The sequence below is a fragment of the Massiliimicrobium timonense genome (assembly GCF_042850985.1).
Classification (GTDB): domain Bacteria; phylum Bacillota_I; class Bacilli_A; order Erysipelotrichales; family Coprobacillaceae; genus Allocoprobacillus.
The window spans coordinates 1,823,139-1,843,652 of record NZ_AP031415.1 but is presented as its reverse complement, the minus strand read 5'-3'; the positions used below and the strand labels follow the sequence as shown (position 1 = coordinate 1,843,652).

At 30.2% G+C, this 20,514-nt stretch carries 20 protein-coding genes; 19 read left to right on the top strand and 1 reads right to left on the bottom strand.

All coding sequences use genetic code 11. The features are described from left to right. The first annotated feature begins 195 nt into the window (after positions 1-195). The 10 genes from ACGHJ8_RS09625 to galE all read left to right on the top strand — a co-directional run bounded on the left by ACGHJ8_RS09625 (position 196) and on the right by galE (position 11,693). Complete coding sequence (locus tag ACGHJ8_RS09625) at positions 196-2,766, top strand: PRD domain-containing protein (RefSeq protein WP_390540038.1); 2,571 nt, start codon at positions 196-198, stop codon at positions 2,764-2,766. A 2-nt stretch (positions 2,767-2,768) separates the two neighbouring features. Next, positions 2,769-3,074, top strand: a complete 306-nt coding sequence (locus tag ACGHJ8_RS09620) for a PTS lactose/cellobiose transporter subunit IIA (protein ID WP_129737030.1) — start codon at positions 2,769-2,771, stop codon at positions 3,072-3,074. Between the two features lie 9 nt (positions 3,075-3,083). Next, on the top strand, positions 3,084-4,733 hold the full coding sequence (locus ACGHJ8_RS09615; protein WP_211963655.1) for a PTS lactose transporter subunit IIBC: 1,650 nt from the start codon (positions 3,084-3,086) through the stop codon (positions 4,731-4,733). 14 nt (positions 4,734-4,747) lie between these two features. Further along, positions 4,748-6,151, top strand: a complete 1,404-nt coding sequence (gene lacG / locus ACGHJ8_RS09610; protein WP_390540036.1) for a 6-phospho-beta-galactosidase — start codon at positions 4,748-4,750, stop codon at positions 6,149-6,151. 2 nt (positions 6,152-6,153) lie between these two features. Beyond that, entirely contained in the window at positions 6,154-6,813 is a 660-nt protein-coding gene (locus ACGHJ8_RS09605) for an HAD family hydrolase (RefSeq protein ID WP_390540034.1), read from the top strand. A 94-nt stretch (positions 6,814-6,907) separates the two neighbouring features. Then, positions 6,908-8,389, top strand: a complete 1,482-nt coding sequence (locus ACGHJ8_RS09600) for a UDP-glucose--hexose-1-phosphate uridylyltransferase (RefSeq protein ID WP_211963656.1) — start codon at positions 6,908-6,910, stop codon at positions 8,387-8,389. 1 nt (position 8,390) lies between these two features. Next, a complete protein-coding gene (locus ACGHJ8_RS09595; RefSeq protein WP_255456812.1) occupies positions 8,391-8,588 on the top strand; it encodes a hypothetical protein in 198 nt (65 codons plus the stop codon). Between the two features lie 17 nt (positions 8,589-8,605). Then, complete coding sequence (locus tag ACGHJ8_RS09590; RefSeq protein ID WP_390540031.1) at positions 8,606-9,400, top strand: aldose epimerase family protein; 795 nt, start codon at positions 8,606-8,608, stop codon at positions 9,398-9,400. Next, positions 9,397-10,677, top strand: coding sequence for a galactokinase (locus ACGHJ8_RS09585; protein ID WP_390540029.1), 1,281 nt, complete (start codon positions 9,397-9,399; stop codon positions 10,675-10,677). Before ACGHJ8_RS09590 ends, ACGHJ8_RS09585 begins: the two co-directional genes overlap by 4 nt. A gap of 14 nt (positions 10,678-10,691) precedes the next feature. Further along, positions 10,692-11,693 carry a UDP-glucose 4-epimerase GalE gene (galE, locus tag ACGHJ8_RS09580; protein ID WP_168081448.1) on the top strand — a complete coding sequence of 334 codons (1,002 nt, stop codon included), beginning with the start codon at positions 10,692-10,694 and terminating at the stop codon, positions 11,691-11,693. A 432-nt stretch (positions 11,694-12,125) separates the two neighbouring features. Here the strand turns inward: galE and ACGHJ8_RS09575 are convergent, their stop codons facing one another. Continuing rightward, positions 12,126-12,491, bottom strand: coding sequence for a transposase (locus tag ACGHJ8_RS09575; RefSeq protein WP_390540027.1), 366 nt, complete (start codon positions 12,489-12,491; stop codon positions 12,126-12,128). A gap of 84 nt (positions 12,492-12,575) precedes the next feature. Between ACGHJ8_RS09575 and ACGHJ8_RS09570 the strand changes: the two genes are divergently transcribed. From ACGHJ8_RS09570 to ACGHJ8_RS09530, 9 genes are all read left to right on the top strand, one after another. Continuing rightward, positions 12,576-13,718 carry an immunoglobulin-like domain-containing protein gene (locus tag ACGHJ8_RS09570; protein WP_390540025.1) on the top strand — a complete coding sequence of 381 codons (1,143 nt, stop codon included), beginning with the start codon at positions 12,576-12,578 and terminating at the stop codon, positions 13,716-13,718. A gap of 219 nt (positions 13,719-13,937) precedes the next feature. Next, positions 13,938-14,084, top strand: coding sequence for a hypothetical protein (locus ACGHJ8_RS09565; protein WP_390540023.1), 147 nt, complete (start codon positions 13,938-13,940; stop codon positions 14,082-14,084). 105 nt (positions 14,085-14,189) lie between these two features. After that, the gene (locus ACGHJ8_RS09560; protein WP_211963660.1) at positions 14,190-15,491 is read left to right on the top strand and encodes a pyrimidine-nucleoside phosphorylase; all 1,302 of its coding nucleotides are present in this window, start codon (positions 14,190-14,192) and stop codon (positions 15,489-15,491) included. A 72-nt stretch (positions 15,492-15,563) separates the two neighbouring features. Next, entirely contained in the window at positions 15,564-16,406 is an 843-nt protein-coding gene (locus ACGHJ8_RS09555) for an HAD family hydrolase (RefSeq protein ID WP_211963662.1), read from the top strand. Between the two features lie 227 nt (positions 16,407-16,633). After that, a complete protein-coding gene (locus ACGHJ8_RS09550; RefSeq protein ID WP_211963664.1) occupies positions 16,634-17,386 on the top strand; it encodes a MurR/RpiR family transcriptional regulator in 753 nt (250 codons plus the stop codon). Between the two features lie 11 nt (positions 17,387-17,397). Next, complete coding sequence (locus ACGHJ8_RS09545) at positions 17,398-18,204, top strand: Cof-type HAD-IIB family hydrolase (protein WP_249191386.1); 807 nt, start codon at positions 17,398-17,400, stop codon at positions 18,202-18,204. A 57-nt stretch (positions 18,205-18,261) separates the two neighbouring features. After that, positions 18,262-18,636 carry a methylglyoxal synthase gene (gene mgsA, locus ACGHJ8_RS09540; protein ID WP_390540019.1) on the top strand — a complete coding sequence of 125 codons (375 nt, stop codon included), beginning with the start codon at positions 18,262-18,264 and terminating at the stop codon, positions 18,634-18,636. Position 18,637: 1 nt separating this feature from the next. Next, positions 18,638-19,312 (top strand): TIGR00266 family protein, encoded by a 675-nt coding sequence (locus ACGHJ8_RS09535; RefSeq protein ID WP_211963669.1) that lies wholly within the window; start codon positions 18,638-18,640, stop codon positions 19,310-19,312. Between the two features lie 3 nt (positions 19,313-19,315). Beyond that, on the top strand, positions 19,316-20,245 hold the full coding sequence (locus tag ACGHJ8_RS09530; protein ID WP_211963670.1) for a DUF1848 domain-containing protein: 930 nt from the start codon (positions 19,316-19,318) through the stop codon (positions 20,243-20,245). Positions 20,246-20,514 lie beyond the last annotated feature (269 nt).

The window sequence follows — 20,514 nt, the reverse complement described above, 5'->3', positions numbered from 1 at the left end:
AGTTTAATTTTATATAAAAAAGTCTAATTTCATTCAGTTTTTAATATTAGTGTATAACTTTTCTGGGTTTAACAGATCAATATAATGAAAACAATAATTTCATAATGGAAGATAGTATAAAAAAATATATTTTAGTCAATTTGATACAAAAAAACTATCAATGTATTATAAAAATGGATAGAAAAGGAGAAAGTCATGAAAACAAACAAAGAGAAAATTTTTGATTATATTGTTGATTATTCAAAAGAATTTAAAACTTTAGAAGATGATACTCCTAAGTTTGATACGAGATTTCTATCTGAAAAATTGAATATGCAAAGAACAAATATTTCTAGTGTATTGAATCAATTAGTAGAAGAGGGTAAATTATCAAAAACAAATGGGCGCCCTGTAATGTTTTATCTATCGGATGAACAAAACACTGAACTTGATAATCTATCTTTCAGTAACATCATTGGTTCAGATTTAAGTTTAAAAGAAACACTACAATTAACCAAAGCAGCGATTACGTATCCTATACGTATTCCTCATGTTTTGTATATTGGTGAAAAAGGTGTGGGGGTTAAAACGATAAGTGAAAAAGTATTTGACTTCGCATGTTCACAAAGAATTCTAAAAAAGAATTCTGCTTTTAAAGTGATTGACTGTTTACATTTTGATAAAAATCAAATGAATGAAAGGAGTTTTTGGCAAAAAAATTTTGAGAGTATCAAAGATGGATTACTACTTGTAAAGAATGCAGATAAAATATCAATAAACATGATTACAGATATTTCTAACATGTTAATAGAAAAAAAAGAATTGAAATTTATACTAATAGTCCATGTAAAAAATGCTGATTCAATAAGTATATTTAAAGATTATTTCAATTTTATTGTTAATATACCTCCCTTAGAAAAAAGAACGTTAGAAGAGCGTTATCAGTTTATTGAAAAATTTTTTAAAGAAGAAGCATTAAAATTAGAAAAAAATATTGAAGTAAACTATGGATTAATGCAATGTTTAATGCTTTATCCATGTATTGATAATCTCATTGAATTAAAAAGCAATATTCGATTTGGTGTTGCAAATGCATTGGTAAGATTTAAAAGAAATAAAACAATTGTACTTGAATTAAGTGATCTTCCAGCAAGTGTTAGAAAAGGTCTGTTATTAATTAGAGACAAAATTCACGAAATTGATCAAGTCCTAGAAAAAAATGTAAATTATATATTTACAAAAGAGCAAACATTACAATCTAGAAGTAAAAGAAATGATACAGACATATATCAAAAAATAGATTTTGATTATAAAGCTTTAGGTCAAATAACGGTTTTAAAGGATGCTGAGGAATTTGTGTTTGCAAATATTGAACATAATTTAAATGAATATTTGAATAAGATAACTGAAAATAGAGATGGTGAAAAAATCAAAACAATAGTTTCAGAAAAGCTTTATCAGATAACAAATGAGTTCATCCAAACAGCTAGCATAAAATTCAATAGAGTATATTCAAATAAAGCTTTCCTCGGAATATGCTTACATTTCAATAATGCAATCATTTCTAATAGAACGAAACAAAGAATATCTAATGAAAAAGTTATGAGCATTATCGAACAGTATGATGAGGAATACTTATATTCTAGAAAGTTTATAAAAAAGCTTCAAGATGAATTTAATGTAAAATTTTCGTTAGATGAAAGTGTTCTACTTACATTACTTATAGCCAATGACAAAAATCATATATCTAAAAATAGAGAAGTCATAACACTAATTATAATGCACGGAGATAATACAGCCACATCTATATCTAAAGTCGTAAAGAAATTAATGCCAATTAATAATTTACAGGCATTTGATTTATCGTTGGATGATGATATTGAAACATCTTATGAACTATTGAAAAAGAAAATAATAGATGTTAATCAGGGTAGTGGAATATTAGCTTTATATGATATGGGTTCCATACAAGTTATGTTGAATTCTATTAAAGATGAAACTGGAATTGATATCAAATCTATTGAAGTTCCTATTCCTTTACTCGCAATAAGTGCCTGTAAAAGTAGTGAAGAGGGAAAAAGTCTAGAAGATATATATCAGCATTTAGCTAATGAATATTCTGGATTTGCTTATTCGAGAATGCAAAGTAAAGATATCGTAATTGTTCTTTCATCAGTTCATGAGAATAATAGTGATAGTATAAAAAGGTATCTTCAAACACTAGAAGATTATCGTGATTATCAAATATTAGCTTTTAATATAACTGATAAACAAAATCTAATAGATAAAATAAATGAAGTTCAAATAAAAGGAAATGTTGTTGGAATCGTTGGTACATATAATCCAGATATATTTAATCTCAAATATGTTGATTATAGTCATCTACCAAATGTACATACAATCCATGAATTATTTGCAGAAACGAAAGATGATTTTGATGTGTTAGATTATCTTGTTGAACAATTTGATATATTTAAAAAAGATGAACTTAATCAAACTCTTATTCCGTTTATTGAATCTCTTCAAAAAATATTTCATATGTCATTTTCGGAGGATACAAGACTTGGATTATTAATACATATGGGGTGTTTGATAGATCGTCTTCAAAAAAAATATGCGTCAAGTGTAAATTTTAATATAAATACTATTAAAGAGAAATATTCAAAAGAATATGGATTAGTAAGTCAATCACTTTATCCATTAGAAGAAGGTTATAATGTTAAGCTTAGTGATGGTGATAAAGCCACAATTATAGAAATAATAATTAATTCAAAAAAGGAGAAATAATGATGACTAAAGAAGAAGCAACAATGATAGGTTTTGAAATCGTAGCATACTCTGGTGATGCAAGAAGCAAGTTATTATTAGCAATTGAAAAAGCTAAAACAAAACAATTCAATGAATGCCAAGCACTTATTGATCAAGCTAATGAGTGTTTAAATGATGCACATAGAGCTCAAACTGAGTTATTGCAATTAGAAGCACGAGGAGAAAGCATAGAAATAGGTTTTATTACTGTTCATGCACAGGATCATCTCATGACAACTATTTTATTAAAAGATATTGTCAAAAACTTAATGGATATTTACAAATAGGAGAGTAAAATGGAAACACTAATATTAAAAATTGAAAAATTCAAACCTATGTTTGAAAAAGTATCTAGAAATAAATATTTAAAAGCAATTCGTGATGGGTTCATGTCTGCCATGCCTGTTGTACTTTTCTCAAGTATTTTCATGTTATTAGCTTACGTACCTAATATTTTTGGATTCTACTGGTCTAAAGAAATAGAAGCAATGATTTTAAAACCATATAATTATTCAATGGGAATATTAGGGTTATTAGTAGCTGGAACAACTGCAAAAAATTTAACAGATAGTTTAAATAGAGATATGCCCGTTAATAGACAAATCAATAATATTTCAACTTTAATGGCAGGAATTGTTGGATTCTTAGTTGTTGGAGTTGATTCAATAGAAGGTGGTTTTTCTAGTGGGTATATGGGATCTAAAGGTTTATTAACAGCCTTTGTAGTCGCATTCTTTGTTTGTAATGTTTATAAGTTCTGTGTGAAACGTAACATTACAATTCATATGCCAGAAGAAGTACCTCCAAACATTTCTCAAACTTTTGCTGACGTTATTCCATTTGGAGTTTCAATTATACTGTTAGCGTTATTTGATATTGTTTTTAGAAATATTGCTGGAATGTGCTTTGCACAAGCAGTTATTGAAGTTTTTAAACCATTATTTACTGCAGCAGATGGTTATATTGGATTAGCAATTATTTATGGAGCAATGTCTTTATTCTGGTTTGTAGGTATTCAAGGACCTTCAATCGTAGAACCAGCAGTTGCTGCTATCTATTATGTGAATATTGCAAATAATCTAGAATTAGTACAAGCTGGAAAACATGCTGCAAATATCTTAACTCCAGGTGTTCAACAATTCGTTGCAACATTAGGTGGAACAGGAGCAACTTTAATCGTCACATTAATGTTTGCGTTTATGGCAAAATCTAAAGAATTAAGAGCAGTAGGTAAAGCAAGTTCAATTCCTGTCTTATTTGGTGTTAATGAACCAATTTTATTTGGTGCTCCTTTAATCTTAAATCCAATCTTCTTTATACCATTTATTGCAGCACCAATCTTAAATATATGGATGTTTAAAGCATTTGTAGATTTCTTAGGTATGAATAGTTTCCAATACATTTTACCATGGACAACACCTGCTCCTTTAGGAATTGTATTAGGTTGTGGAATTTCATTATTATCTATCATTTTTGCAGTATTAGTTTTAGTTGTGGACTTTGTTTTATATTATCCATTTTTTATGGTCTATGATAAACAAAAATGTGAAGAAGAAGCTTTAAAAGGTGGTTATGTAAAAGAAGAATTAGAATCTGTTGATGTAGAATCAGATGTTGTTAATGAAAAGCGTGTGCTTGTTTTATGCGCTGGTGGTGGAACTAGTGGTTTATTAGCTAATGCTCTATTAAAAGGAGCAGAAGAAAAAGGTATCAAAATGATTACTGCTGCAGGATCTTACGGTGCTCATTATGATATGCTAAAAGATTATGATTTGGTTATATTAGCTCCTCAAGTTGCAAACTATTATGAAGATTTAAAGAAAGATACAGATCGTTTAGGAATAAAATCAGCTGCTTGTGAAGGTAAAAAATATATTGAATTAACACGTAATCCACAAAAAGCGTTAGAATTTGTATTCTCAATTTTAGATGAAAATAATGAGTAAGAGAGGAATTTATTATGAAATTTAGTGAAGATTTTGTATTTGGTGCGGCAACAGCTGCCTACCAATGTGAAGGATGTACTCAAAGTCATGGTAAAGGAAAAGTAGCTTGGGATGATTATCTAGAAAAGCAAGGCCGTTTTTCTCCTGAACCAGCTAGTGATTTTTATCATAAATATCCAGTTGACTTAAAATTATGTAATCAATTTGGTATTAATGGTATTCGTATTTCTATTGCTTGGTCAAGAATCTTTCCTGAAGGAAAAGGTAAAATTAATGATGAAGGTGTTCAATTCTATCATAAATTATTTCAAGAGTGTCATAAAAATGGTGTTGAACCTTATGTTACATTACATCATTTTGATACACCAGATGCTTTACACAAGGAAGGAGATTTCATAAATAGAAATACAATAGAAGCTTTTGTTGAATATGCAAAATTCTGTTTTGAAGAATATAAAGATGAAGTTTCTTATTGGTTTACATTTAATGAAGTATGGCCTATAGCTACAAATCAATATATTGAAGGAACTTTTCCTCCATGCATAACTTTTGATATAACAAAAGCAGTAGCTTCAATGCATGGAATGATGGTTGCTCATGCTAAAGCTGTAAATATCTATAAAGAAAAAGGATATTCTGGAAAAATTGGAATTATTCATTCTTTGGATACAAAGTATCCACTTGATGAAAATGATGAAAGAGATATTTTGGCAGCTAAAAAAGATGATGTATTAGCTAATCAATTCTTATTAGATGCAACATTTTTAGGTTATTATAGCAATGAAACCTTAGATATTATTCAAGAACTTGTTGAATTAAACGGTGGAACTTTTAACTATGATCAAAAAGATATTGAAGAAATGAAGAAAGCAGCTAGTCAAATTGATTATTTAGGAATGAATAATTATCAAAGCAATTTCGTTAGACATTATGAAGGAGAAAATGAAATTCATCATAATGGAACAGGGGAAAAAGGAACGAAAAAATTTAAATTAAAAGGTGTTGGAGAAAGAGTCATTAAAGAAGGGATTCCTACAACAGATTGGGATTGGTTGATTATTCCTGAAGGTATGTATGATATGGTTAAACGTATCAAAAATCAATATCCAAATTATAAAGCAATTTATATAACTGAAAATGGTATGGGTTATAAAGATACATTTGAAGAAAATAATGTGATTGATGATGAACCTAGAATTGATTATATTAAACAACATTTGCAATGGCTATTAAAAGCAATTGAAGAAGGTGTTAATGTAAAAGGTTATTTTGTTTGGTCATTAATGGATATGTTTTCTTGGTCAAATGGTTACAACAAGAGATATGGATTATTCTATGTCGATTATGAAACTCAAGAACGTTTTCCTAAAGCATCAGCATATTGGTATAAAAGAGTTATTAAACATAGAGAGGTATAGAAATGAAATACAAAGGAGTTATCTTTGATTTTAATGGCACATTATTTTTTGATAATGACAAGCACATTAAAGCATGGGGTGCGATATCTCAATTAATAAGAGGTTATGGTATAAGTGATCAAGAACTTCATGAGCATTTTAATGGTGTTCCTAATAAAGAAATCATTCAATATTTATTTAATGGAGAATGTGATGATGAAATGATTAATAAATACTCTTTATTGAAAGAAGAATATTATCGTAAATATTGCCGGGAAGATGTTGAATCTTTCCATCTTGTAGAGGGTGTTGAACAATATTTTAATGATTTAAGCAAAAGAAACATTCCTTTTACTATTGCAAGTGCATCCATTAAAGAAAACATTGACTTTTTTGTAGAATCATTTCATCTAGATAATTGGATTAATCCTAAAAATATTGTTTATGATGATGGAACTTATAAAAATAAAATAGCAATGTTTGAAAAGGCATCAGAAATTTTAAATATTGAATTAAAAGAATGTTTAATTTTTGAAGATTCTATTAGTGGAATCAAAAATGCTTATCGTGCAGGATGTCCTCATATTATTGTTATAGACTCTGCGAATAAAAAAGAAGAATATCAAGATTTACCTGGTGTCATTAAAGTAATAGATAATTTTGTAGAATTAGAATCTTTATAGACCTCATCGTTAAAGTTCATTTAAAGTCATCTATATGAATAAGCATTCATTGATGACTTTTTATACATAAAATATGTTTTAAAGGAGAAAGAGAATGAATACTAAAATAAATCAATTAATCAATTATGGTTTGGAAAATCAAATGATTTCTTTATATGACGTGGATTATTCAATAAATATGTTACTTGATTTGTTTAAACTAGATTGTTTTGAAAGAACAACAGTCGAAAAAATTGATTATTATTTACTAATTGAAGATATGCTTGATTATGCTGTAAAAGTAGGATTGATAGAAGATAATATCACAGAAAGAGATTTGTTTGATACAAAAATAATGAATTGTATTATGCCAAGACCTAGTGAAGTTGTTAATAAGTTTTATCAGATATATGATGAGAACAAACAAAAAGCGACACAATATTTTTATGATTTATCAATTCATTCAAATTATATTAGAAAAGCGAGAACTGATAAAAATATTAAATTTTCCCATTATTACAAATATGGAGATATTCAGATATCAATTAACTTATCAAAACCCGAAAAAGATCCTAAAGAAATAGCAAAAGCTAAACTTGCGAAAAGTACAGGATATCCTAAATGTTTATTGTGTAAAGAGAATGTTGGATATGCAGGGAATATGAATCATCCCGCTAGACAAACACATAGAATAATACCTCTTGATTTGAATGGAAAAACGTATAATTTTCAATACTCACCTTATGTTTATTATAATGAGCATTGTATTATTTTTAATAATGAACATGTTCCAATGGTCATAAACAGACAAACATTTGAGAATTTATTTACTTTCATTGAAAAATTTCCTCATTATATGATAGGAAGTAATGCGGATTTACCTATTGTAGGAGGTTCTATACTTACTCATGATCATTATCAAGGTGGTAGACATAGATTCCCAATGCAGGATGCATCGGTTATTAAGGAAATTGAAATTAAAGGATATGAAAATATAAAAGTACAAATGTTGAATTGGCCTTTATCTACATTAAGACTTACAGCTGATGACAAAGAAGTTCTTGTTGATCTATCAGACAAGATATTAAATTATTGGATAAATTATGATGATGTTTCATGTGATATTCTTTCACATACAAATGATGTAAGACATAATACAGTAACACCAATTGCAAGAATGGATAATAATCGTTATCAAATAGATATTGTATTAAGAAATAATCGAACAAACGATGAACATCCTTTGGGTATATTTCATCCACATGCTAAGCACCATCATATTAAGAAAGAAAATATTGGTTTAATTGAAGTCATGGGATTAGCTGTTTTACCTGCTAGATTAAAAGATGAATTAGAATGTTTGAAATTATGTTTGTTAAAAAAGAAATGTATTGATGATTTGGAGAGTTTAAAAAAGCATAAAGAATGGTTTGAATATTTACAAACTTTAGAATTTGATGAGCAATCTATAGATGAGTTTATTGAAAAAGAAGTTACAAAAAAATTTGTTAGTGTATTAGAAAATGTAGGAGTTTATAAGATGAATCAGAAAGGAATAGAAGGATTTACTCGTTTTGTAGATTCTTTGAGTAAATAGTATGATTGAGATTATAGAGAATGTATCTAGAGGTATAGACATTATCTCAATGAGAAATGAAAATATTGAAATACAAGTGACTAATTATGGTTGCACGATATTAAAAATGATTGTCAAAGATAAACATGGAGAAAAAAGAGATGTCGTATTAGGATTCCCTAGTATTGATGATTATAAAAAAAAGACGGCAGTTATCTAGGTGCTTTAGTTGGTAGAGTGGCAAATCGTATAGGAAATGGGAAATTTACATTGAATAATGAGATATTCTCTTTAGAAAAAAATAACGGTTCAAATACATTACATGGGGGAATTGAAGGATTTTCATATAAAACATTCACATATGAGATAAGAGAAAATGAAATTGTTTTTCATTATTTCTCTCAAGATGGAGAAGAAGGATTCCCTGGTAATTTAAACTTTTATGCAACATATATTCTTTTAAATAATGGATTAAAAATTAAATATCATGCAACCACTGATAAAGATACGATTATTAATATTACTAATCATTCCTATTTTAATTTAAGTGGAGAGCCATGTAATATTGATGAACATGAGTTAATGATTAAAGCTGATAAAATGGCATGTATAGATGATGAAGGTTTGTATAATGGTGAAATGAGAAGTGTATGCGGTACGCCATTTGACTTTAATGCGCCTACATTGATAAAGAATAGTATATATCAAGATAATGATCAATTAAAGATAGGAAAAGGATATGATCATCCTTTTATATTTAGTACAAATAAAGATCAAGTCAAATTATATTATAAAGAAACAGGAATTGAACTAACTGTATCAACATCATTACCTCAAACACAAGTTTACACTGTCAATTATCTTTCTGGACAATTAGGTAAGTATGGTAAGTGTATGCATCAAAGAGATGCAATATGTATAGAAACACAAAATATGCCAGATAGTATAAATAAAGAAGAAAATCCAACGGTAATTTTAAGGAAAGGAGAAATGTATGATGAAGTGACTTCATATACATTTAAAATAAAATGATGAAAGCAAGTGAAATTAAGGAAAACTTATTAAATAATAGATATGATAATATGTTTATTGATTTATATGAAGATGAATCATTGATTACTTATCAAAATAATAGATATACAAAAGCAATTGAAGAGTTTATAAAATTATATGATGATCAAGATATTGAAATATATAGCGTAGCTGGAAGAAGTGAAGTGGGAGGAAATCATACTGACCATCAGCATGGTTGTGTATTAGCAACTTCAATTAATTTAGATGCTATAGCAATGGTAACGGCACAAAAAGATATTGTTAAAATTGTTTCTGATGATCTAGATATAGATGAAATTAATATTAACGATTTATCAAAAAGAGATGATGAAGAAGGAACTTCAGAATCTTTAATTAGAGGAGTTTTATCAAAACTTAAAGAAATGGGTTATAAAATAGGTGGATTTAAAGCATTTGTAACAAGCGATGTTTTAATGGGAGCTGGATTATCATCATCAGCAGCTTTTGAAGGATTGATTGGTACTATTGTTTCTGGGTTATATAATGCTATGGAAATAGATATGGTAACAATTGCTAAAGTAGGACAATATGCAGAAAATGTTTATTTTGGTAAACCATGTGGATTAATGGATCAATGTGCTTGTGCAGTAGGTGGATTAATTAGTATTGACTTTAATGATACAGCAAATCCAATTGTTAATCATGTTGATGTTGATTTTTCTAAATTTAATCATAGTTTATGTATTGTTGATACAAAAGGATCTCATGCTGATTTAACTGATGAATACGCAGCTATACCAATTGAAATGAAAAAAGTAGCTAAATTTTTTGATAAAGAAGTTCTAAGAGAAGTTGATGAAAATGAGTTTTATGAAAATATTTCTGATATTAGAGAGGCATGTGGAGATAGAGCAGTATTACGTGCACTACATTTCTTTAATGAAAATAAACGTGTTGAAAAATTAGTGAATGCTTTAACGGATAATGATTTTGATATGTTTAAAAAATATATTAAAGAATCAGGAGATTCAAGTTATAAGTATCTTCAAAATGTATATTCAAATAAAGATCCACATAATCAAGCAGTTTCATTAGCGTTGGCTGTGTCTGAAGTGGTTTTGAAAAATCATGGAGTTTGTAGAGTTCATGGTGGTGGATTTGCTGGTACGATTCAAGCATTTGTTGAAGATAATTATGTTGAAAAATACAAAAATGAAATTGAAAAGATTTTTGGTAAAGGGTCTTGTCATGTATTAAAAATAAGAAAATATGGTGGAACAAAAGTATTAGGATAAAAGGAGAATATAAAATGAATGTATTAGTTACTGGTGGTGCAGGATATATTGGCAGTCATATTTGTGTTGAGTTACTTCAAGCAGGGCATGATGTGGTTGTTATTGATGATTTTTCTAATTCTAAACCAGAAGTATTAAATTATATTAAACAGCTAACAGGTAAAAAAGTTAAGTTTTATGAGTTTAATGTTCTTGATGAAGAAAAAATGGATGATGTATTTGTAAATAATAAAATTGATTCAATTATTCATTGTGCAGCTTTTAAAGCTGTAGGAGAATCAATGGTAAAACCTATAGAATATTATACTAATAATCTCATGTCTACATTGGTAGTTGCAAAAATGATGAAAAAGTACAATGTTAATAATATTGTATTTTCTTCAAGTGCTACTGTATACGGAGATCCTGAAATAGTACCACTCACTGAAGATTGTCAATTAGGAGAGACAACAAATCCTTATGGCACAAGTAAGGCTATGATGGAAAGAATATTGACTGATGTTCAAAAGGCATGCCCTCATATGTCTGTAACTTTATTAAGATACTTTAATCCTATTGGGGCACATGAAAGTGGTTTATTAGGGGAGGATCCTAAAGGGATTCCTAATAATCTAATGCCATATATAATGAAAGTAGCAACAGGAGAATTAAAATGTTTAGGAGTATTTGGTAATGATTATGATACTCCAGATGGAACAGGTGTACGTGATTATATTCATGTTGTTGATTTAGCGAAAGGGCACGTATTAGCAATCGAAAAATATGCGAAACCTGGTGTCCATATTTGTAATTTAGGAACTGGAAAAGGGTATAGTGTATTAGAAATAGTTGGAGCATTCGAAAGAGTAAATGGGGTCAAAATCCCATATGTAATTAAAGATAGAAGACCTGGAGATATAGCAACATGTTATGCTGATCCATCAAGAGCAAAGGAACAACTTGGCTGGGTTGCTACTCGAGGGATAGATGAAATGTGTAGAGATTCTTGGAATTATGCAAAAAAGCATATTAAATAATTAAATTGCTTGTGATAAAAATAAATTAGAAACGAAAAATGAGATTGGTAAAAATTTATTGAGAATTATCCTTCAATCATGAGAGTACTCTGTATTCAATCATAATCTAACAATGTATGGTTCATAATGGTAAGTTAAGCGATTTATATGATATTTTTGGGAACAAAAAAGTGATTAGCTAATTCAGCTTATCAATTAGTTGATATAAACTAATACTTTAATAATCTGTGTAGTAAAAATACTATCAATGTCAGTAAGAACTGATATCGATAGTATTTTTAGATAAATATTTTTATACTATTCAAAAAATTTTGTAAGCGTAAAATGAAAAAGCCCTATTATCAATCAACGACATTGATTATAATTAGAGCTGTAATAAATTGACAATTTATATATGTATGATTTACAGGACACGACTAAAAGATCGTATCTCTACGATTTTTTAGTCAGATATGTATTATCAGGCAATTCTTTTGACCATGGCATATAATTATCAAGGGCTTCTTCATCATTGATATCTATTTCTGTCAATGATGACAAAAGATAGTTAAAATATTCATAGGGATTGAGATTGTTTAGCTTTGCAGTTTCTATAAGTGAATATAAGGCAGCGCTTGTCTGTGCTCCCTGAACCGTATTGGTAAACAGCCAGTTGCGTCTGCCTACACAGAATGGGCGTATCGCATTTTCTGCTCGGTTGTTTGATATCTCTATTCTCCCATCTTCAAGGTAGACTCTTAGTTTTTCTTCCTGGTTGATGCTGTATTTTAGTGCTTCATTTAACTTTGTTTTATCCACTGCAACTTTTGCACATTCCCTGACTGTTTAGCAGTCAATGTTTCCAAAGCTAATAGCACGATTGCTTTTAAAAACGGTTTTAGTTTGGATAAGACCTATGATACAAAAGCAGTAGCTGTCAGTGTGTATGATCTAGAAATTACTGGAAGTAAAGGAAAAATCAGCTTTACCTATGAGAAAAAAGTCGACAATACATGGGAAGCAATGCAGGAAGCGCCAACTGGCGCAGGAACATACCGTGTAACAGCTTCATTAGCTGGGGATAATAATTATAAATCTGCTGTTTCTCAGCCGTTGGAATTTACGATTGATAAAGCAGATACTGTTCTGGAATTTACAGTAAATGATTTGGATAAAGTCTATGATGGTAAAACGATGGTTGCTCCAACAAATCAGGTGGGTAACAGTCACGTCAGAGTATTGAGCTGGTATCAGTTGAGTGAAGATGGACAATGGGCAATGCTTGAAAAAGCACCAGTAGATGCAGGAAGCTATAAAGTCGTTGCCAGTGTAGAAGCAGATGATAATTATAATGGTGCAGAAATAGAAATGGAATTTGAAATCACGAAAGCTCAACCATCTTATACATTGCCAACGGATTTGGTTATTAAACAAGGAGAATCTTTATCAACTCTTGGTCTTCCAGATGGATTCACATGGAAAGATGATACACAAACAGCGAATACATTAGGAACTCAAACATTCAAAGCAGTATTCACACCGGAAGATACAACAAATTATCAGACAGTCGAAGTTGATATTCGTGTAGATGTTGTTCCTACTCTTATATCAGTTAATCATGTACCAACTATCAGTGCAGATGATAAAGTGGTCATTGTGGGTGATAAATTTGAGCTTATGAAAGATGTAACAGCTTTTGATAAAGAGGATGGAGATCTTACGAATAAAGTAAAAGTTATCAACAGTCATGTAGATACTTCTAAGGCTGGCACATATGAAGTGACTTACAAAGTCGTAGATAGTCAAGGGGCAAGCGCTACAAAGACGATTACTGTGACAGTTAAGGAAAAGACAGATTCGCAGACATCAAATAATGGAAGTAGTGGAACAGATCAAACAAATCAGAATGATAAGACACAGACAGTAATTCAAACTGATGATTATACAAATATTTATGTATGGTCTGTATTGTCAATCTTATCAGCTTTAGGCATTGTATGGACCGTCATGTTTAAACGAAGAAAAAAAGACAATAAAACAATTTAATAAATTTGATTTATAGCCTGTACGATGATGTCGATACAGGCTATTGTTATGTATAAAGTTAAGTTTTGATATAGTATAGATGTTATTGATAAAATGAATTATAAAATAAAGAGATGATGGGAAACCATAATACATTCAAGAAATTCATTAATAGTCTAAAGCATTGTATTTTGAGACATTATTAGAAATTTTAGTCTCTTTTTATATGCTTCTATCTTTATGTGGCACTTGGATTTAGGGTGGTTAAAATTAGAAGAACATTTGAGTCCATTTGCGAATATGTGTGATTTATCATATGGGTATTGGGTGGCTTGTTATCTGATGTTTAAAAGAAAGAAATTAGGATATGCTTTTGATGTTATGTGAAATCATATTGATTTTTGGATAAATAGTGCATTCACAATCTGGGGAGTGTATAATGGAGATATAAGATTTCGTAATCTTTTAAAAAAGAAAAGTGAGGAATAAAATATGCGAATGGTTGATTTGATTGAAAAGAAAAAAGATGGATTCAAACATACTCCAGAAGAGATTCACTTTATTGTAGCAGGTTATACAAAAGGTGATATACCTGATTATCAGATGAGTGCATGGTTGATGGCCGTTTGTTTTCAAGGCTTAGATAAAGAAGAAACAGCTATTTTAACCAAAGAAATGATGCATAGTGGTGATGTCATTGATTTAAGTCGTATTCAAGGAATCAAAGTTGATAAACATAGCACTGGCGGTGTTGGTGATAAAACATCTTTGGTTTTAGGACCGATTGTGGCAGCCTGTGGAGTACCAGTAGCTAAAATGAGCGGAAGAGGATTAGGACATACTGGTGGAACATTGGATAAATTAGAATCTATACCGGGACTTCATATTATGATTGATGAAGAAGATTTTGTGAAGCAGGTTAATGATTGTGGATTGGCGATTATTGGACAGAGTGGGCATTTGGATCCTGCCGATAAAAAAATGTATGCCTTACGTGATGTTACCGCAACTGTTTCCTGTATTCCATTAATTGCATCTTCTATCATGTCAAAAAAACTGGCGGCCGGCAGTGATGCGATATTGTTAGATGTCAAATATGGTGATGGTGCCTTTATGAATACCATTGAAGAAGCTAAAGAATTGGCACGTACAATGATTGAAATTGGTGATTCGCTAGGCAAAGATACCAGAGCAACCATTTCTAATATGAGTCAGCCGTTAGGTTATGCTATTGGAAATAGTCTGGAAGTCAAAGAAGCTATTGATACTTTAAATGGCCATGGACCAGAAGATTTATTAGAGCTTTGTTTGCAGGCCGGAAGTCATATGTTAATTCAGGCTCAAAAAACTGATTCTCTCATTACTGCAAGAAAAATGCTTGAAGATGCTATTGAAAGTAAAAAAGCACTTCGTACATTATGTGCTATGGTCAAAGCTCAAGGTGGCGATGATGCCTTTATCAGACATCCAGAAATGTTTCCTAAAGCAAAAGAAGTGATTCCTGTTTATAGTCAGATAACAGGATATGTTAAGGATTTAAAGGCAAAACCACTAGGAATTGTCAGCATGAAACTAGGTGGTGGACGTGAAACAACGGACGATGAGATTGATTATAGCGTTGGCTTGATCTTGCATAAAAAAATAGGTGATTTTGTCAAAAAAGGGGATGTATTAGTGGAAGTTCATACAAATACTGGACTTTCTAAAGAATTACAAAAAGATATTTTGGATGCCTATGAGTTTTCAAATGAATTTGTAAATAAACCTATATTGATTGATGAAGTTTTATCATAATTATTTTCAAAAAATGATATTTTTATATCTGATATCAAAATTTGATGTATAATGATAATCGGTGGTGAAATTATGGGAAAATTTTTATTTTTTGATATTGATGGGACATTAGTAGGCAAATCTAAAATGGTCACAGAGAAAACAAAATGGGCTATTCAACAGGCAAGACAAAATGGACATCGTGCATTTTTATGTACGGGTCGTGCTCCTACTTCTATTGTAGGAGATATCAAGAATATTAAGTTTGATGGGGCAATTTGTAGTGCTGGTGGATTTGTGATTGTTGATGGTGAGTATATATTTGAAAATTTTATGAATCAGTATATCTTATCAGAAGTCATGACTTTATTTATCAATAATCATATTTTGTTTACATTGGAAACGAAAAAAGCTTTATATCAGACACCTGGTGTCAATGAGTTCTTTGATCAAAAACATCAAAAAGACTGTGAAAATAACTTAGAATTAATGCGTTTTTTCCAGTTAAGACGTATGGGGGAAAATCGTTTACCTATCAAAGATTTTAATATTTTAACTACAGGTGTTACAAAGGTTTGTTTTATTGCACCAAATAAACAAAGCTTTTATGATTGTGTACCATTTTTAGAAGAATTCTTTAATATTGTGACTTTTTCTAAAGAAGAAGATGATTTTATTAATGGAGAAATTATATTAAAATATTGTACAAAAGCAGATGGTATTTTAAAAGTGGTTAATCATTTTCATGGTCAAATGAAAGATACTGTTGGTTTTGGTGATAGTATGAATGATTATCAGATGCTTCAAGAAGTCGAAACAGGTGTTGTTTATGAAGGAGCATCAGATAATTTAAAAGCGTTAGGAAAATATTTCTTTACTGATCCAGATCAAGATGGTATTTATAAGGTTATGAAAGAAATGGATTTAATAGGATAATACAATATCAGGCTTGAATGGAATCAAGCCTTTTTCAATGAAAAAAATTTGTCATTTTTTTCTTTGAAATAAGCTTTTTTATGATAAAAATGATTTAATCCTTAGAAAAATAAGTATTTCATCATTATTTTTGATACAATCATTATGTCTTCTATCTATTTGAGAAAAAAACACGTTTTTTGATAAAAAAGGATTATAATAAAATTATCAAATAAGGAGGCTTCTTTATGGACATTGTTTTATCAAGAATTTTAAAATATTTAAATGGTTGTTTAGATGATGATCATATGTATCGTATTGGATTGTTTATTGTTCATCATTATGTTGAGATGGAAGATTATTCTTTACAAAGAGTGATGGATGAAGGTGGTTTTCAAGAAGATGAGATTTTAGATTTTTGTCGACATTTAGGTTTTCAGACTTATGAAGAATTTCAAAGTGAATTAGTAGCCGATTATATGTTACGTGTATCACAGATTCGTGCACGTATGTTAGGTGTTTCTGCTTCACAGTTGATTGGACAATTAGATGCTTCTTATGATAAAGATGCATTTATCAAAGAACTTGAGCAAATTTGTGAATTGATTTTCAAAAAGAAACGTGTCATTATCATTGGTGCATTATATCCAACAAGTATTGCGGTTGAATTTCAAACAGACTTTATTACTTTTGGTAAAGAAGTGATTCAATATCACCATTTTGTAAAAGACTTTCAATTTCAAAAAGATGATGTTGTGATTTTTATTAGTGCAACAGGAAGAACTTTGCATGATTATTTAAAAGAAAGTGCCGATCAAAACATTCATGATGCTAAGATTGTTTTATTAACACAGAATGTGAAATATAAAAAGAAAAATGATTTAGGGGCAGATTATGTGGTACAGGTACCGGGACGTTTTGATGGAATTCAGTTTAATTATCAGATCATGATGATTTTTGATATTTTACGTATTTATTATTATACAAAATATTATATTTAAGGAGTATGCAAATGGATGTAAAAGCAATTATGTGTGATGTTGATGGAACATTATTAAATAGTCAAGGAATTGTTTCACCAATGACAGTAGAAATGATTAAAAAAGCAAGAGAAAAAGGAATTTTATTTGGTTTATCCACAGGTAGAGATGTGCATAGTGTCAAAACCCTTTTAAAATCATGGGGAATTGATGGATTGGTTGATGCAATTGTAGGAACTGGTGGAGCAGAAATTTATGATTATACATTGCAGGTTGAAAAATCAAGCTTTCCATTAGATGGTGCTTTGATTCAAGATGTGATTCGTCATTTTGAAGATATGAATGTCAATTTTGCGATTCCTGATCAAGGAATTTTATATGCTCCTAAAGATGATGAACATATTCAAATGTTATCAAAGGCAGATAAAGTCCCTTATCAAGTGGCCAATTTTGATGAATTTTTAAAAGAACCACGCGCAAAATTAATTATTATTTGTCATCCTGAAGATATGGATTCAGTTGTAGAAAGAAGTCAGACTTTTTCTAATGAAAAATATAAATCAGCTTCTTTGAAAACATCCAGTGAACTGTTTGAATATATGGATCCAAGAGTTACAAAAACACATGGCTTACAGGAAGTCATGGATATGCATGGCATTGATATGAAACAGCTTTGTACATTTGGTGATGCTGATAATGATTATGATATGACCCTTCATGCAGGTATTGGTGTTGTGATGGCTAATGGTAGTGAAAAAACAAAGAGTGTGGCTGATTATATTACAGATGATCATGACCATGATGGTATTGGAAAATTTATTGAAAAATATATTTTGTAAGCTTTCATTTTGATGAGAGCTTTTTTTCATGTATAATAAAACAAAGGAGTGATGGATATGAATATAGCTTTGATAGCTCATGATTCTAAAAAACAGGAAATGATTGCTTTTGTGAAAAAGCATGAAGATTTTTCTAAACAACATACGTTGTTTGCGACAGGGACAACAGGATTAAGAATTATGGAAAATACCGATTTGATGATTCATCGTTGTTTGTCTGGACCTTATGGTGGTGATCAGCAGATAGGGGGATATGTTGGTGAGGGAAAAATGGATTTTGTGATTTTTTTTAGAGATCCTTTGACAGCTCAACCCCATGAGCCTGATATTAATGCTTTGATGCGTGTTTGTGATGTCCATCAAGTTCCTCTAGCATCACACCAAAAAACAGCAGAGCTGATTATTAAAACTTTAGAAAGTGAGGGAAAATAAAATGAGGTATGAAATTCAAGGAACACCTTTTCCAGTTGTCATTTGTGAATTGGAGAAAGGTGAAAAAATGGTGAGTGATAGTGGCACAATGGCTTGGATGGATCCATGTATGACGATGGAAACAACAAGTGGTGGTATTGGTAAAGCCTTTGGAAGAATGTTTTCAGGAGAAACAATGTTTTTAAATGTCTATCAGGCAAAAGAAGCTGGTAAAATTGCTTTTGGTTCTTCATTTCCTGGTGAAATCAAAAAATATGATATAGCACCTGGTAAGGAAATTGTTGTTCAAAAATCATCTGTTTTAGCTTGTGAAGAAACGGTTGAAAGAAGTGTTTTCTTTCATAAAAAGATATCAACAGGACTTTTTGGTGGTGAAGGTTTTGTCATGAGCCGTTTATCTGGACATGGTGTTGCTTTTATTGAAATTGATGGTGCAACTGTGGAATATCAGCTAGAAGCTGGGCAAAAGCTCATTGTTGATTCAGGTAATTTGGCTTTAATGGATGCGACTTGTCAATTGACAACACAAAGTGTGCCAGGTATGAAGAATAAATTATTAGGTGGCGAAGGTTTATTTCATACAGTCATTACAGGACCAGGTCGTGTTGTTTTACAAACGATGCCGATTTCAACAATTGCTCAAAGTATTATTCCTTTTATTCCAACAGGAAAATAAATTATGATCTTCAATATCAGTGGCCGTAGCGATATCGTTGCTTTTTATAGTGACTGGTTTTTTCATCGTTTAAAAGAAGGATATGTCTATGTCAGAAATCCTTATTATCCGACACAGATTACCAAATACTTGATCAATGAAGATGTTGTAGATTGTTTTGTATTCTGTACAAAGAATCCTCGTCCCATATTATCACGTTTAGATGAATTGAAGCCTTATCCGTCTTTTTTCTATGTGACTATAACACCCTATGGTCGTCACATAGAACCTTATGTTCCTGCTTATCAAAATGTTATATCAGATATCCAAAAGCTGTCTTTACAATTAGGTAAACAAGCTGTAGGAATCAGATATGATCCTATTTTTCTCAATCAGGAATATACAATAGAAAAACATCTTTATTATTTTGAAGATATATTATCTCAATTACATGGATATTCTCATCGTTGTGTCATAAGTTTTATCGACTTATATAATAAAACCAAAAGAAATTTCCCGGGTATTCAAGAAGTATCTTTACAAGATCAAAAGACAATCGTTTCAGCTTTTGTGGAGATTGCTAAAAAGTATCAGTTTCAAATTCAAATGTGTGGCGAACCTTATGATTTTTCAATGTATGGTGTATCTTCACAAAGTTGTCTGAATGCTCCACTACTTCAAGATGTGATTGGCTATGATGTGATGCAACCTTCATCAAAACCTTTAAGGAAGCATTGTCACTGTTTTCCAAGTCGAGATATTGGAGAATATAATACTTGCCCTCATGGCTGTTTATATTGTTATGCCAATGAAAATAAGAAAAAAGTATGGCAAAATTATCATAAACATGATCCATTGTCACCCTTATTGATAGGACATGTTCATCAGAATGATGTCATTAAAGAGGCTAAACAAAAAAGTTATAAAAATAGACAATTGTCTTTGGATATATAAATCAAAAAATGCAAGATTATACCATCTTGCATTTTTAGGATAAGAGCTAATCAATAAGGAATAAAGATTTAATCTCCTCATACGATTGAATATAGCTTCTATCCATTAATAAAATGATATTTTTCGACATATAAGTTTGATACTTAGATATCGTTTATTTAAAATCTCTGACTTTGTTGATATCAGTATCAACAATCTTTGTAAAAATGGACTGTTTTTTTCTTTTTTTCATATAATAATTTGAGGTGTTTTGATGATAAAAAAAGGGT

What these genes read in the sequence shown, in the direction of transcription:
- ACGHJ8_RS09620 (WP_129737030.1), top strand. Translation starts at nt 2,769, where the DNA reads ATGACTAAAGAAGAAGCAACAATGATAGGTTTTGAAATCGTAGCATAC.
- ACGHJ8_RS09625 (WP_390540038.1), top strand. Translation starts at nt 196, where the DNA reads ATGAAAACAAACAAAGAGAAAATTTTTGATTATATTGTTGATTATTCA.
- ACGHJ8_RS09560 (WP_211963660.1), top strand. Translation starts at nt 14,190, where the DNA reads ATGCGAATGGTTGATTTGATTGAAAAGAAAAAAGATGGATTCAAACAT.
- ACGHJ8_RS09595 (WP_255456812.1), top strand. Translation starts at nt 8,391, where the DNA reads ATGATTGAGATTATAGAGAATGTATCTAGAGGTATAGACATTATCTCA.
- mgsA (WP_390540019.1), top strand. Translation starts at nt 18,262, where the DNA reads ATGAATATAGCTTTGATAGCTCATGATTCTAAAAAACAGGAAATGATT.
- ACGHJ8_RS09600 (WP_211963656.1), top strand. Translation starts at nt 6,908, where the DNA reads ATGAATACTAAAATAAATCAATTAATCAATTATGGTTTGGAAAATCAA.
- ACGHJ8_RS09555 (WP_211963662.1), top strand. Translation starts at nt 15,564, where the DNA reads ATGGGAAAATTTTTATTTTTTGATATTGATGGGACATTAGTAGGCAAA.
- ACGHJ8_RS09545 (WP_249191386.1), top strand. Translation starts at nt 17,398, where the DNA reads ATGGATGTAAAAGCAATTATGTGTGATGTTGATGGAACATTATTAAAT.
- ACGHJ8_RS09565 (WP_390540023.1), top strand. Translation starts at nt 13,938, where the DNA reads ATGTGGCACTTGGATTTAGGGTGGTTAAAATTAGAAGAACATTTGAGT.
- lacG (WP_390540036.1), top strand. Translation starts at nt 4,748, where the DNA reads ATGAAATTTAGTGAAGATTTTGTATTTGGTGCGGCAACAGCTGCCTAC.
- ACGHJ8_RS09605 (WP_390540034.1), top strand. Translation starts at nt 6,154, where the DNA reads ATGAAATACAAAGGAGTTATCTTTGATTTTAATGGCACATTATTTTTT.
- galE (WP_168081448.1), top strand. Translation starts at nt 10,692, where the DNA reads ATGAATGTATTAGTTACTGGTGGTGCAGGATATATTGGCAGTCATATT.
- ACGHJ8_RS09615 (WP_211963655.1), top strand. Translation starts at nt 3,084, where the DNA reads ATGGAAACACTAATATTAAAAATTGAAAAATTCAAACCTATGTTTGAA.
- ACGHJ8_RS09530 (WP_211963670.1), top strand. Translation starts at nt 19,316, where the DNA reads ATGATCTTCAATATCAGTGGCCGTAGCGATATCGTTGCTTTTTATAGT.
- ACGHJ8_RS09550 (WP_211963664.1), top strand. Translation starts at nt 16,634, where the DNA reads ATGGACATTGTTTTATCAAGAATTTTAAAATATTTAAATGGTTGTTTA.
- ACGHJ8_RS09585 (WP_390540029.1), top strand. Translation starts at nt 9,397, where the DNA reads ATGATGAAAGCAAGTGAAATTAAGGAAAACTTATTAAATAATAGATAT.
- ACGHJ8_RS09535 (WP_211963669.1), top strand. Translation starts at nt 18,638, where the DNA reads ATGAGGTATGAAATTCAAGGAACACCTTTTCCAGTTGTCATTTGTGAA.